The organism is Sphingobacterium sp. UME9 (genome assembly GCF_014170215.1).
Lineage (GTDB): Bacteria > Bacteroidota > Bacteroidia > Sphingobacteriales > Sphingobacteriaceae > Sphingobacterium > Sphingobacterium paramultivorum.
In genome coordinates this window covers 1,621,661-1,635,733 of the sequence record NZ_LZZP01000013.1, presented here as the reverse complement: position 1 = coordinate 1,635,733, position 14,073 = coordinate 1,621,661, and the positions used below count along the sequence as shown (strand labels likewise).

Annotated in this window: 11 protein-coding genes; 7 read left to right on the top strand and 4 right to left on the bottom strand. The window is 45.7% G+C overall.

Annotated features, from left to right (window positions below):
- The first annotated feature begins 187 nt into the window (after positions 1 to 187).
- The 5 genes from A9970_RS26060 to A9970_RS26040 all read left to right on the top strand — a co-directional run bounded on the left by A9970_RS26060 (position 188) and on the right by A9970_RS26040 (position 5,406).
- Positions 188 to 541, top strand: coding sequence for a helix-turn-helix domain-containing protein (locus A9970_RS26060; protein WP_095439162.1), 354 nt, complete (start codon positions 188 to 190; stop codon positions 539 to 541).
- An 11-nt stretch (positions 542 to 552) separates the two neighbouring features.
- Complete coding sequence (locus tag A9970_RS26055) at positions 553 to 861, top strand: helix-turn-helix domain-containing protein (protein WP_095439161.1); 309 nt, start codon at positions 553 to 555, stop codon at positions 859 to 861.
- Between the two features lie 85 nt (positions 862 to 946).
- Positions 947 to 2,440 carry a DUF3945 domain-containing protein gene (locus tag A9970_RS26050; protein ID WP_095439160.1) on the top strand — a complete coding sequence of 498 codons (1,494 nt, stop codon included), beginning with the start codon at positions 947 to 949 and terminating at the stop codon, positions 2,438 to 2,440.
- Positions 2,441 to 2,446: 6 nt separating this feature from the next.
- Positions 2,447 to 4,528, top strand: a complete 2,082-nt coding sequence (locus tag A9970_RS26045) for a type IA DNA topoisomerase (protein WP_095439159.1) — start codon at positions 2,447 to 2,449, stop codon at positions 4,526 to 4,528.
- Positions 4,528 to 5,406, top strand: coding sequence for an ORF6N domain-containing protein (locus tag A9970_RS26040; RefSeq protein WP_095439158.1), 879 nt, complete (start codon positions 4,528 to 4,530; stop codon positions 5,404 to 5,406). The genes A9970_RS26045 and A9970_RS26040 overlap by 1 nt, the downstream gene beginning before the upstream one ends.
- 30 nt (positions 5,407 to 5,436) lie before the next feature.
- Here A9970_RS26040 and arsB read toward each other — a convergent pair whose 3' ends face one another.
- The 4 genes from arsB to A9970_RS26020 form a co-directional block, all read right to left on the bottom strand.
- Positions 5,437 to 6,465: an ACR3 family arsenite efflux transporter gene (gene arsB, locus A9970_RS26035; protein ID WP_095439157.1), complete on the bottom strand. Its 1,029-nt coding sequence runs from the start codon at positions 6,463 to 6,465 to the stop codon at positions 5,437 to 5,439.
- 3 nt (positions 6,466 to 6,468) lie between these two features.
- Positions 6,469 to 7,092, bottom strand: coding sequence for a low molecular weight phosphatase family protein (locus A9970_RS26030; RefSeq protein WP_095439156.1), 624 nt, complete (start codon positions 7,090 to 7,092; stop codon positions 6,469 to 6,471).
- Between the two features lie 19 nt (positions 7,093 to 7,111).
- The gene (locus tag A9970_RS26025; protein WP_095439155.1) at positions 7,112 to 7,576 is read right to left on the bottom strand and encodes a DUF6428 family protein; all 465 of its coding nucleotides are present in this window, start codon (positions 7,574 to 7,576) and stop codon (positions 7,112 to 7,114) included.
- 62 nt (positions 7,577 to 7,638) lie between these two features.
- A complete protein-coding gene (locus A9970_RS26020; protein ID WP_095439154.1) occupies positions 7,639 to 7,968 on the bottom strand; it encodes a helix-turn-helix transcriptional regulator in 330 nt (109 codons plus the stop codon).
- Positions 7,969 to 8,168: 200 nt separating this feature from the next.
- Here A9970_RS26020 and A9970_RS26015 point away from each other — a divergent pair, with 200 nt between their 5' ends.
- Positions 8,169 to 8,606: a DUF1896 domain-containing protein gene (locus A9970_RS26015; protein ID WP_095439153.1), complete on the top strand. Its 438-nt coding sequence runs from the start codon at positions 8,169 to 8,171 to the stop codon at positions 8,604 to 8,606.
- Complete coding sequence (locus A9970_RS26010) at positions 8,593 to 14,025, top strand: N-6 DNA methylase (RefSeq protein WP_095439152.1); 5,433 nt, start codon at positions 8,593 to 8,595, stop codon at positions 14,023 to 14,025. Before A9970_RS26015 ends, A9970_RS26010 begins: the two co-directional genes overlap by 14 nt.
- Positions 14,026 to 14,073: the final 48 nt, after the last annotated feature.

The window sequence follows — 14,073 nt, the reverse complement described above, 5'->3', positions numbered from 1 at the left end:
GTATATAGACACATCGCCTGTATCGGAAGCCTAATTTTCTACCCAACCCCCCTAAACCCTTATAAAACAAGGCTTTTAGCCAATTGCAAAAAATATGAAAAAAGTGCCTTTTTGATAGACACGTATCGGAAGACAGCCTACGCCAAACGCTCCAATTTTGTACAGTAAACATTTAAAATCTTGTACAATGAAAATCATAACGATACCGGAAGAAGATTGGAAGTTGCTGAACGAACGCATCAAATCCATCAACGAGTACATCCAAAAACTGGATGATACCAGCTACGACAGCCTATGGCTCAACAACCATGAAGTATGCCAGTACCTGCACATCAGTGAAAAGACCCTTTGGCGTATGCGTAGCAAAGGAGAAATCGCCTATTCCAGAATTTACGGGCAATATTACTACACCATCGGAGCCATCAAGGATATGCTTAACGCCAATGCCATTCAGAGCAACGATGCCTTTGTAGAGGAACTCATGGAAAAAGGCAAAAGCTATATCCAAAAAGCACGGAAACTTAATAAAAGAAACGATTAATAATAATTGCTATGAATATCGACAAAATAGAATTTATCGCATGGATGGAGCGTATCATGCAGCGTTTCGACATTCTGAAAGAGCATCTCAGGGACATACAGAAACAGCGCAATACCATTGACGGCGAAGAACTGCTGGACAACCAAGACCTGCTATTGATGCTCAAAATCAGCCACCGTTCGCTGCAACGTTACCGTTCATCGGGCAAGCTGCCCTATTATACTATCAGCGGCAAGTTGTACTACAAATTATCGGATGTGCATCAGTTTGTTCGGGAGAGTTTCAACGTTCCGCTGCAACGTACCAAGGGCAATAAGTGACAAACAACGCCACGCAAGGACAGGTACGGTTCTGCCGTGCCTGCTTCTATTACATTCGGGCGATAACATTTAAAATATAATTACAATGGACGAACAGACAACAGAACAAGCGCAACAAAAACCGCAGACTTATCCCGAACAGCTTTCGGATGTGTTGCTGGTCATGGACAAGGAGAAAAAGAAAATCCAAGCGGTTACGGGTGTCGATGAAAACGGCAACCTGAAAACCGTGGACGCCAACAAGAAGAACCAAAGCCAGTTCATGCGTGTGGACAAGAGCGGCGATTTATTCTCCAATTTCTTCTCCAATTTTTGGCGGCAGCTAAAAGACCCGACCCGTTTTTCCTTCTTCAAAGTTGCTGCACCTGAGGCGGTGGAAACCGCCAAAGAAATGCAGAAACAGGTGGATGCTCCTACCAAAGAAGGCGAAGCGGTCATGGCAAAACATGAGGTAAAAGCACCAAAGGAGCAACAACAAGAAAATAAAAAAGATATGGAAACTACACAGGAAGCACAAGTAAAGCCTGAAACCACACAGGCTACAGATGACGGCTATCGTTTTAAAGCTGAAAACATCGACTGGAAAACGTTGAACGATTTGGGATTGAGTAAGGAAAGGCTCGAAAAAGCTGGCGTAATGGATACACTTTTGAAAGGTTATAAGACCAATATCCTTATGCCCATCAGCGTAAACTTCGGTACAGCCGTTATCCGCTCTGAAGCAAGACTTGGATTGCAATCTGATGCTAACGGAAACACCGTGCTTGCCATTCATGGGGTACGCAAGGAGCCTAATCTCAACACGGCTTTTTTCGGTCACGAGTTTAGTAAAGAGGACAAAGAAAATCTGCTTGCCACCGGAAATATGGGGCGTGCAGTGGATTTGACCAATCCGAAAACAGGCGAGAAAATCCCTTCCATCATCAGTATAGACAAGCTGACCAACGAGGTTATCGCCTTACGAACGGACTGGGTAAAAATACCCGATGAGATTAAAGGCGTAAAACTGAACGAAGAACAGAAGCAGACTTTGTTGGAGGGTAAACCGCTCTATTTGGAGGGCATGATTTCCAAAAAGGGCGAAGCCTTTGCTGCAAACGTCCAGTTTAATGCAGATAAGCGTTATGTAGAGTTCCTTTTTGACAGAGGCAACAACAACAAACAATCCCAAAGCCAGCAGACCACGGCACAAGGTCAATCACAGGAGGTTCCGAGAACATTTAGGGGCAAAGAACTGACTGACCAGCAGTACAACAAGTTCAAAGAGGGACAGACGGTTTATGTCGATGGTCTGATTGACAAAAAGGGCGAAAAATATCAGGGATATATCACACTTAACAAGGAAACGGGCAAAGCCGCTTTTTCCTTTACCAATCCCGATAAACTGAAAGACAAAATCCAGCCTGCCGAAGCCAACAAAACACAGGTTGCCGTCAATTCCGAGGGGAAGACCAACGAAGCAACCAAACATATCAACGAACCTTTGAAACCGAAGCAGCAAGCTCCCGACAACAAAAAACAGCAGCAACAGGAAGATGCGCCAAAAACTCCGGCTAAATCCAGAGGCAGAAAAATGTAATTTATTATGAAAGCAGTTATCGCAGAAAAACCAAGCGTAGCCCGTGAGATAGCAGCCCTGCTGGGAGCCACCGAGAAAAAGGACGGCTACCTGACAGGCAACGGCTATCAGGTTACATGGGCGTTCGGGCATCTTGTCGGACTGGCAATGCCCGAAGACTATGGGATTAGCGGTTTCCAACGGGAAGCCCTGCCCATTTTACCCAATCCTTTTGTGCTTAACGTACGAAAGGTAAAAAAGGAGAAATCCTACGTTCCCGACAGCGGAGCGGTAAAACAACTAAAAACCATTGAGCAGGTCATCGGTCGCTGCGATAGCATTATCGTGGCCACCGATGCCGGACGTGAGGGCGAACTCATCTTTCGCTACATTTACGAGTACCTGAAATGCAGCAAACCCTTTCAACGTTTATGGATTAGTTCACTGACGGAAAAAGCCATCAAGCAGGGCTTTGACAACCTTAAAGCCGGAAGCGATTTTGATGGTCTGTACCAAGCCGGACAAGGACGTAGCCAAGCCGACTGGCTGGTGGGCATCAACGCTTCGCAGGCGTTGAACATTGTGGGTCGTGGCGTGTATTCGCTCGGACGGGTGCAAACGCCTACGCTCGCCCTTATCTGCAAGCGGTATTTGGAAAACAAAAACTTTAGCGTGCAGAAGTATTGGCAGGTACAGTTGCAGCACCGCAAAGAATTTGTAGACTTCAAGAGCCTTTCCAAAACCAAACGGGACGACAAGAAACGGGCGGACGAAATCCTTAAATCCGTTCAGCGTACCGGAACTGCCAACGTTATGACGGTGGAAACCAAAAACGTTTCGGAGCAACCGCCTTTGCTGTTCGATTTGACGGGTTTGCAGAAAGAAGCCAACAAGAAATTGGGCTTTTCTGCCGAAGAAACCTTGAACATTGCCCAAAGCCTGTACGAGCAGAAATTCATTACCTACCCACGAACCGGAAGCAAATACATTCCCGAAGATATTTGGGCGGAAATACCTGCTTTGGTCAGGTCATTGGAAGCAAAGCCCTCCTGCAAGGAAGCAGTCGGCAAACTGAAATGGGGTCGTTTTAACAAACGTATGGTGAACGATGTAAAGGTAACCGACCACCACGGTCTGCTGATTACCGAAAAAATTCCGTCCGCATTGCCTGCAAAGGAAGAAGCCATTTACAATATGGTTGCTTTGCGTTTGCTGGAAGCCCTTTCGCAAGCCTGCGTCAAAGAGATAACCGATGTTAGTTTGGAGGTTTTACATTATGAGTTTTCTTTGAAAGGCTGCAAAATCCTCGAAGCTGGCTGGCGTGGCATCAAAGGTAGTTTTACCGAAGATGACAGCGAGCCTGTACAGGAATTGCCCGAACTGAAAGTAGGCGATGAACTGAAAATAAAGGAAGCCACTGTACTGGAAAAGAAAACCAAACCGCCCGTGCTTTATACGGAAGCAGGTCTGCTGTCGGCAATGGAAAACGCCGGAAAGGAAGTGGAAAACGTGGACGAACGGAAAGCCCTGCAAGGTATCGGCATCGGTACACCAGCCACAAGAGCCGCCATTATCGAAACCCTTTTTAAACGGGATTATATCAAGCGTGAAAAGAAATCGCTTATCCCGACCGACAAGGGATTACAGGTTTACGAAGCAGTAAAGGACAAGCGGATTGCCGATGTTGCCATGACCGCCGAATGGGAAATGGCATTGCAGAAGATTGAGAACAACGAAGCATCTGCTTCGGACTTCCACCACTCCATGCAAGCCTACGCTTCGTCCGTTACGCAGGAACTGTTGGCTATCCATATTGCAGGCGAAAGCCAGCCCGAACTGACCTGCCCCAAATGCAAAGCCCAAAAGCTGCTCATTCGGGACAAGGTTGCCAAATGTCCCGATGAGGCTTGCAATTGGTTACAGTTCCGAAATATCTGTGGCATATCGTTGAGCGTTGCCGAAATCACAAACCTTGTGAACAAGGGAAAGACCAACCTCATCAAAGGCATGAAAAGCAAGGCTGGCAAAACGTTCGATGCCTATATCGTGATGAAAGAAAACGGGGACACCGCCTTTGAATTTGAGAAAAGCAAAAACTTTAAGAAGTAATGGAAAACAAGCCAACCATAATACCGCAGGAAATCCAAAACCTGATATACACGATACGGGGCAGACAAGTGATGCTCGATAGCGCCCTCGCTACTTTGTATGGCGTGGAAACCAAAAATCTCAACAGGGCTGTAAAAAGAAATATTGAGCGGTTTCCTTTATCGTTCTGTTTCCAACTGACAGAAGACGAGGCGGAAAACTTGAGGTGCCAAATTGGAACCTCAAGTTTGAACTACGGTGGACGGCGTTATCTGCCCTATGCTTTCGGCGAACAGGGTATTGCCATGTTGTCCGCTGTCCTGCGCTCGGAGGTTGCCGTAAAAGTGAGCATTGAGATTATGGATGCCTTTGTAGAAATGCGCCGGATGCTTATCAGCAACGCTTCGCTGTTCCATCGGCTCGATAAAGTCGAGGTCAAACAGTTGGAAACCGACCAAAAGATTGAGGAAATCTTTAAGGCGTTGGAAAGCGATAAACTCCACAGCGAAAAAGGGATTTTCTATGACGGTCAGATATTCGATGCCTATACTTTTGTTGCCGATATTATCCGAAGTGCGGAGCGGTCGATTATTCTTATCGACAATTATGTGGACGATACGGTGCTTACGCTGCTCGGTAAGCGTGGGCAATCCGTATCTGCTACTATCTATACGAAAAGCATCGGCAACCAGTTACATCTGGATTTGCAACGCTACAACAGCCAATATCCGGATATCCATATCCATACATTCGCCCATGCCCACGACCGTTTCCTGATTATTGACGGCACGGAACTCTACCATATCGGCGCATCCTTAAAAGACTTGGGCAAGAAATGGTTTGCCTTTTCACGGATGGATATTGAGGTGGGTAAAATGCTTCAAATCCTTAATAAATAGCAATCTCGCATACAAAGTTATTTATAGGTTTTAGTATAGTTTTTTCTGCATCCACAAACTTGCCTTGACCAAAAGGATAAGTACCGGTACTTCCACAAGTGGGCCGATCACGCCCACGAATGCCTGTGGAGAATGAATACCAAATACAGCAATGGCTACAGCTATTGCCAGTTCAAAATTGTTGCCCGTGGCGGTAAACGCTACGGCAGCATTTTTATCGTAAGGAACGTTTAAGGATTTATTGATAAAGAAACTCACGAAAAACATTAGTATAAAATAAATGATTAACGGAATGGCTACTTTTATCACATCCATCGGTAATTCCAATATTTTATCGCCTTTCAAACTGAACATTAGTACAATGGTGAATAGCAAAGCATATAATGTAATGGGTGATATTTTAGGTACAAATTTCCGGTTATACCATTCTATACCTTTTGATTTGATAAGCGTGTAACGACTAATAAAACCTGCCAAAAAAGGAATACCTAAGTATATCAATACGCTTTCTGTAACGTCTTTCATTGATACGCTTACATTGAAATTGGCTAATCCTAACTTGCTTGGTAACACGTTGATGAACAACCAAACCAAGAAGCTATAACTCACTATTTGGAAAATACTGTTTAATGCAACTAACATAGCTGTGTATTCTCTGTTTGCTTTTGCTAAATCGCTCCAAACGATTACCATTGCGATACATCTTGCCAAGCCTATCAGTATTAAGCCTGTCATATAATCGGGGTCGTTCCGCAAAAACAAAACTGCCAATCCGAACATCAATACTGTGCCGATTACCCAATTGAGCAATAAGGATATGCCGATAACTTTTTTATCCTTAAAGGCTTTAGGTAATAATGTATAATCCACTTTTGCCAATGGTGGATACATCATCAATATTAAACCTATTGCCAATGGAATATTTGTAGTACCTACTGATAAGGCATTGGTAACATTTGAAATATTCGGAAAGAAATGTCCTAATCCTATGCCTGCTACCATTGCAAGGAATATCCATAAGGTTAAGTAACGGTCGAGGAATTTTAATTTTGGCTGCATTGATTATCGGCTGATTTTTGAGAAGATGTAAAACATTTCGCTTGCTATCTGCAAACTTCTTTCTGCATATACTTTTGACTGCTCCGGTGTATTGTCAGAAATCTTGGGGTCTTCAAATGTGATGGGTATTCTTTTTTCCGCACCAGCGATAAAAGGACATCCGCCGTCTGCCTGCGAGCAGGTCATAATAGCAGCAAATGCTGATACAGGATTGAAAGGACTATCGTATTTCTTGGAAAATCCGATAACAGGCGCAGCATTATCGCTGTATTTTATGGCATATACAGGATTGTTGCTTTCGGCAATTTTGAAGATGTTAAAACCTTGATTTATCAATGTTTCTGCCACTTTGGGAAACAATGCCGTTTCTTCCGTACCGCCTGAATAACAATGTATATTCGGAATATTGAAATGTGCTGCTGCTGTTTGCGCCCAGACCTGTGCTAAATGACTTCGGCGTGAATTGTGCGTACAGATGAAGTTGATATTTATTTCCTGCTTATCGTCTGCTTTTTGCTGCACAAAATCAATCAACGGTTGTAATATGGTTTTGCGTTCTTCACTAATGTTGTTAATGTTGTGAACAGGAATAATCGCACTAATAGTATCGGCTAATTTTTTATACATAATGATAGTTATTTATATTTTAGCAACATCCCGAATTTGGGGTGCAACAAGCATTATTCAACACTGACAATTGTACTTTTTGTTTTTCCGCAGGAATGCCGCAGGCATCACTTGCCAGGCAAGCTGTCTGCTTGTTCTTTAGTACAAAATGTTTTCCGGTAAAATCCAAATCGTATTTGCCGATTGTTTCGCTTTGGTATTCAACTTCTATTTCAGCATCTTCCATACCCAATTTTTCTTCCGATAGTTTGATGATGTTTAATAGTTTGGTTGGTTTTAATCGGTGTTCCAAATCGTTGGCATTCCATAATTGGAAATTGACCACTTTTTCATTTCTGATTGTGCCACCACAATCAATAAAATGCTTTGTGATTATACCTATTTCTGTAACGTGGAAATGTTCCGGCACAAATGTTCCGTTCTCTACTTGAAATTCGACATTGTCCAATGTCGGTAAGATTTCTTTAATGTCTGATAGTTTCATAATGACTGATTTTTATAATTATATATTGCAATATCACGATAATAGTGTTCAAAAAAATGCCTTTAACAGCATTTGGTTACATCGACCTTCTGATTGAAAAAGGTATTGAACTCGTTTTGAAATGCTTTCCAAACGTTTGCATTAATACAATAGCAAACGGATTTTCCCTCTATTGTTCCTTGAATGATACCGATGTTTTTTAACTCTTTTAAATGTTGCGAAATAGTTGCCTGCGCCAAGCCTAATTCATCTACCAAATCATTGCAGATACATGCTTTCTGATTGATGATGTACTGCAATATGGCAACACGGGCAGGATGTCCCAATACTTTGAACAAAGTAGCCAGCTTGTTCTGCTCGTCCGTAAATATATCTGATTTAGTAAGTCCCATATCTTAAATTATGACATCGCAATATTACGATAATAAATTTAGATACGAAAACGAATTGGGAAATAGACATAAATAAATTTCTCATCACTGGCGTATTCGGTAATAGACTGCCACCCAAAGCCAACCCAAACCGCTTTAGGGGTGGCTTTCTGCTACCGTAATATTTTAGCAGCAACGTAAAATTTCTAAACAAAATTAATATGAGTACACAGCAAAAAGAACTCTCTTATTTTTCATTACGCTTACAGGAACTGCTGAATACCAGCTTTCCCGAACTGGCACACGACCATAAGTTTATCGAGCAGCGTTCCAAGTGGGCTGCCAATGCCTACGAGGGTGCATTCCTCGCCGGAAACCCCATCGAGCAGTGCGAACATTACGCCGATTATATCCTGTTTGAGAACCTGTACTTCTCCAAGTTCGATACCATTTTTCAAGTGGTCTGCAACGAATTCGACACCATCATGGCGGACGAGGAACTGCGCCCCTTTGCCCTAAAGATGTTCGCCGTCTGCGAGCCTGTTTTTGCACAATATGAACTAACCGATGATTTCGCCTACGGGTATGAATATGACCAGCTCTATACCGAACTGACCGGAACCATCGCCATATGGATTGAGGAAAATGGGCTTCAATAAGCGCCAGCACCTCCAACAGAACATTGATGCCCTGCGGATTGCCTTTAAGCTGGAAAAGGAGAAACGACAAGCCACCGTGGGCGAAAGGCTGCTAATGATGCAATACAGCGGATTTGGCGGTCTGAAGTTCGTGCTGAACCCCGTTGAAAATCCCATCGACATTAACAATTGGCGCAAGACGGAACACGACCTGTTTCCCATAACGCAGGAACTGCACAGGCTGCTAAGGGAAAACGCCACGGACGAAAGGCAGTACCGCTATTTTGTGGACAGTATGCGCAGTTCGGTACTTACGGCATTCTATACACCGCCGCAGGTTATTGATGCCATTTCCTCCACGCTTCGGGACAAAGGGCTGAACATCGGCAAGTTTTTGGAACCCTCGGCAGGTATCGGCTCGTTCGTGCAGTCGTTTTCGGCGAGCCGACAGGTAAACGTTACCGCTTTTGAAAAGGATTTGCTTACCGGAAAGGTATTGAAGCAACTCTATCCCGACAGCAATATCCGTATCGGCGGTTTTGAGGAAATAAACGAAAGGGAACAAAATTCGTATGATGTGGTAGCCAGCAACATTCCCTTTGGCGATACCTCCGTGTTTGACCTTTCGTATTCACGGGGCAAAGACCCAGCGAAAATACAGGCTGCCCGAAGCATCCACAACTACTTTTTCCTGAAAGGAACCGATATGCTCCGTGAGGGCGGTGTATTGGCTTTTATCACTTCGCAGGGCATCCTCAACAGCCCGAAGAACGAAGCTATACGCAGGGCTTTGATGGAAAACAACAGTCTGGTATCGGCAATCCGTTTGCCCAACAATCTCTTTACCGACTATGCAGGTACAGAGGTGGGCAGCGACCTGATTATCCTGCAAAAGAACACGTCAAAACAAGATCTTACCGAAGCGGAACACCTGTTTTGTCAAAGCAGCCCGACCGAATACAACACATCGGGCAATGTACTCTTTCGGGACAGTGCAAGGATTGTGCATACCGACAGCAGACTGGACACCGACCCTTACGGGCAACCTGCCCTGATTTATACCCACAGGGACGGTATTGAGGGCATTGCAAAGGATTTGAAACTGATGCTTTCCGATGATTTTGGCAGAAACTTGAACATGGATTTATACAGGGGCGAACGGAACGATGAGCCAAAGGAACAAATTCCGCTTATACCAACGTCCACACCTCCGGTCATTGAACCTGTGATTGTTCCATCCGAACGCCCAAGTATTGCAGCAACAACAAACATTGTATCGGAACCTCCACGGGAACTAAAGCAGCTAAGTATTTTTGACCTTTTTGAAAGTGTGGACGAACCCGTGGCGGTAATTGCTCCACCAAAGAAAGCGGTAAATCCCCAAAGGCAGACCACCAAAAGAAGACGTGGCACAGTCAGCCGCCAGCCCGACCTGTTCAGTTCGGCAATGCGGCAACCTTATACGCCCCCGGTTACCAACCGTAACGTTACCGAAAATACGGGTATTGACAAAACACCGAAAATCATCGGCGACCTCTTTTCGGGACTGAACGAAAATACGCAGCCTACCGCTCCTGCGGTTTCTGGCAGCCTGCCCGAACCTGATTGGTACAGCAAGGTTTTACAGGCATTCCACCGTGAGGACTGCCTTGCCGTGGACAACGGTTTTGTCGGCTATCTACGGGATGTGGACGAAGCAGGACAACGGGCAATGTTCCATCCCTTACAATTACCGCCTAACCAAAAAGCAAGAACCGCAGCCTATATCGCGTTGAGGGATGCCTACCAGTTGCTCTATACCAAAGAAGCGGAACTGCACAGCGAACACAAGCCCGAACGGGAAACGCTGAACCGACTGTATGACGACTTCGTGAAAAGATACAGCAACCTGAACAGTGCCGACAATATCAAAATCATCAAGACGGACAGCGCAGGAAAGGAAATGCCCTTTTTGGAACGTGTGGTGGGCGGTGTCGTCCATAAGGCGGATATATTCCACCAGCCTGTAAGTTTTTCGACCACAACGCTGGCAACGGACAATCCCGATGAAGCGTTGGCGGCATCGCTCAATAAATACGGAACCGTTGACCTCGGCTATATGTCGGAAATCAGCGGAATGTCGGGCGAGGATTTAAAAGATGCGCTGCATGGCCGTATCTTCTACAATCCCCTGCAAAAGGAATACGAGATTGCCGAAAGGTGGATTTCGGGCAACGTAGTGGAAAAGGCTTCGGAAGTACGGACTTACCTCGCCGGACAATCGGACGACAGGGAAGCTGCCGAAAGCCTGAAAGCACTCGAAGCCGCCAAGCCACGCAGGATTGAATTTGACGAACTCGATTTTAACCTCGGCGAACGCTGGATACCTACGGGTATCTACAACCGTTTTGCCTCCAACCTGTTTGATGCCGAAGTTCGTATCCATTATGCCGAAAGCTCGGATGATTTCTCCATCCACTGCGACCGCAAGAACATCCATATCACGGAAAAATATGCCGTCAAGTCCGAAAGCCGGACGTTTGACGGGATCAACCTGCTGAAACACGCCCTTGTCAATACCACACCCGACATTACCAAAAAGGTGGTGATTGATGATAAGGAGGTCAAGGTACGGGACATGGAAGCCATTCAGATGGCGAACAGCAAGATTGACGAGATACGCAAGGAATTTTCGGACTGGCTCTTTGCGCAGAACGATGAGTTCAAGCAAAGGCTGACCGACCGCTACAACGATACCTTTAACTGCTTCGTCCGTCCGCAATATGACGGCAGTCATCAGGACTTTCTGGGGCTTGACCGGAAAGCGTTGGGTATCGAAGACCTCTACGCCAGCCAAAAAGATGCCGTTTGGATGATTAAGATGAACGGAGGTGCCATCTGCGACCATGAAGTGGGTGCAGGAAAGACACTTATCATGTGTACGGCAGCGCAGGAAATGAAACGTTTGGGGCTGGCGCACAAACCGATAATCATGGGGCTGAAAGCCAATGTGCATGAGATAGCCGAAACCTACCGCAAAGCCTATCCCCATGCCAAGATTTTATATCCGGGCAAGGAAGACTTTACCCCAAGTAAACGTCTGCGCATCTTCGGGGATATAAAAAACAACGACTGGGACTGTATCATTTTGACCCATGACCAGTTCGGGATGATACCGCAGTCGCCCGAAATGCAGAAACAGATTTTGCAGGCGGAACTGGACAGCGTGGAAGACAACCTCGCCGCTTTACAGGCACAGGGCAAAGAAGTTTCAAGGGGAATGCTCAAAGGGGTCATCGTCCGTAAACAGAATTTGGAGGTGCGGTTAAAAACACTGGAACATGACATCGAAAACCGCAAGGACGATGTGGTGGACTTCAAGATGATGGGCATCGATCATATTTTCGTGGACGAAAGCCACCGTTTTAAAAACCTCATGTTCAATACAAGGCATGAGCGTGTTGCCGGATTGGGCAACATGGCAGGGAGCCAAAAGGCGATGAACCTGCTGTTTGCCATTCGCACCATACAGGAACGTACAGGCAAAGACCTGGGCGCAACGTTCCTTTCGGGGACAACCATCAGCAATTCGCTGACCGAACTGTACCTGCTCTTTAAATACCTGCGCCCACAGGCAATGGAAAAACAGGGCATCAACTGTTTTGATGCGTGGGCAGCTATTTATGCCCGTAAGACCACCGATTACGAATTTTCGGTGGCAAATAATATCGTGTCAAAAGAGCGTTTCCGTTTCTTTATCAAAGTACCTGAACTGGCGCAGTTCTATTCGGAAATTACGGACTACCGCACAGCAAAGGATATTGGTATTGACCGCCCCGAAAAGAACGAGATACTGTACAATATCCCACCCACGCCGGAGCAGGAAGTCTTTATCGGCAAATTGATGGAGTTTGCCAAAACGGGGAACGCCGAACTTTTGGGCAGACCTCCGCTGAGCGAAAGCGAAGAAAAGGCAAAGATGCTGATTGCTACGGATTATGCCCGTAAGATGTCGCTGGATATGCGGATGATTAGCCGTGCCTACGAAGACCATCCCGACAACAAAGCCTCGCACGCTGCCGCTAACCTTGCCAAATATTACAACAAATACGATGCGCAGAAAGGAACGCAGTTCGTTTTCTCCGACCTCGGTACGTTCAAGCCTGCCGAATGGAACATTTACTCGGAAATCAAACGCAAGCTGGTGGAAGACCACGGCATCCCTGCACACGAGGTACGTTTTATACAGGAAGCCAAAAACGAAAACCAGCGCAAGCAACTGATAAAGGACGTAAACGAGGGAAAAGTACGTGTACTGTTCGGTTCTACCGAAATGCTGGGTACGGGTGTGAACGCCCAAAAACGTGCGGTAGCCGTACACCATTTGGATATACCGTGGCGACCGAGCGACCTTGCCCAACGGGACGGAAGGGCTATCCGCAAGGGCAACGAGATTGCCAAGTTCTTTGCCGACAACAAAGTGAATATTTTCATCTACGCCGTTGAAAAATCGCTGGACAGTTACAAGTTCAATACGCTGTACAATAAGCAGGTTTTTATAGAACAGCTAAAGAGTAACAGCCTCGGCAAACGAACCATTGACGAGGGCGGTATGGACGAAAAAACGGGTATGAACTTTTCCGAATACGTGGCAATATTGTCGGGCAATACCGACCTTTTGGAAAAGGCGAAACTGGAAAAACAGATTGCCGGACTGGAAAGCGAACGGCAGGCGCATAACCGCTCCAAACTTACTTCCAAATACAGGCTGGAAGACAGTTTGGCAACATTGGAAAGCACACAGTCCCGTTTTGACCGCATGAGCCTCGACCTCGGCAACCTGCAAAAACGCATACAGAAAAACAGGGATGGTGATATACTCAATCCTGTGCAGCTTATCGGTCTGCCGCCCAATGCCGATGTAAAACAGGTTGGTGCAAAACTAAACCAGCTTGCCGACAAATCCCGTACCGAGGGACAGTACGAAGAAATCGGTACGCTGTACGGCTTTACATTGTTGGTAAAAACAGAAGTGATACAAAAAGACAGCAGCAGCCTTATTGAACGGGACAACCGTTTCTTTGTTCAGGGCGAGGGCAATATCAAATACACGCACAACAATGGTAAAATGGCGACCGACCCCAAAATCGCATCGCTTAATTTTTTGAATGCCCTGCAAAAGATACCCGTTATTTTGGAGCAGGAACAAAAGAAGATTGCGGACTTGCAGAAAGATTTGCCCGTGCTTCAGGAAGTGGTTAACGGTACATGGAAAAAAGAACAAGCTTTGAGCGACCTTAAAACCGAACTTGCTGCCGTTGAAAGGAAAATACAATTGTCCATCAAGCCCGAAGGCGATACAGAAGCGCAGCAACCAGAAAAAGAGCAAAAGCCTTTACAGAATAATTCGGAGGCAATTATCCGCACTAAAGGTGTACACTTTTCTCGTGGTGTACTATAAAATCAAGGGGAAGGAAAAAGCACCAGCGGATCTGCAAGTCCGTTGGTG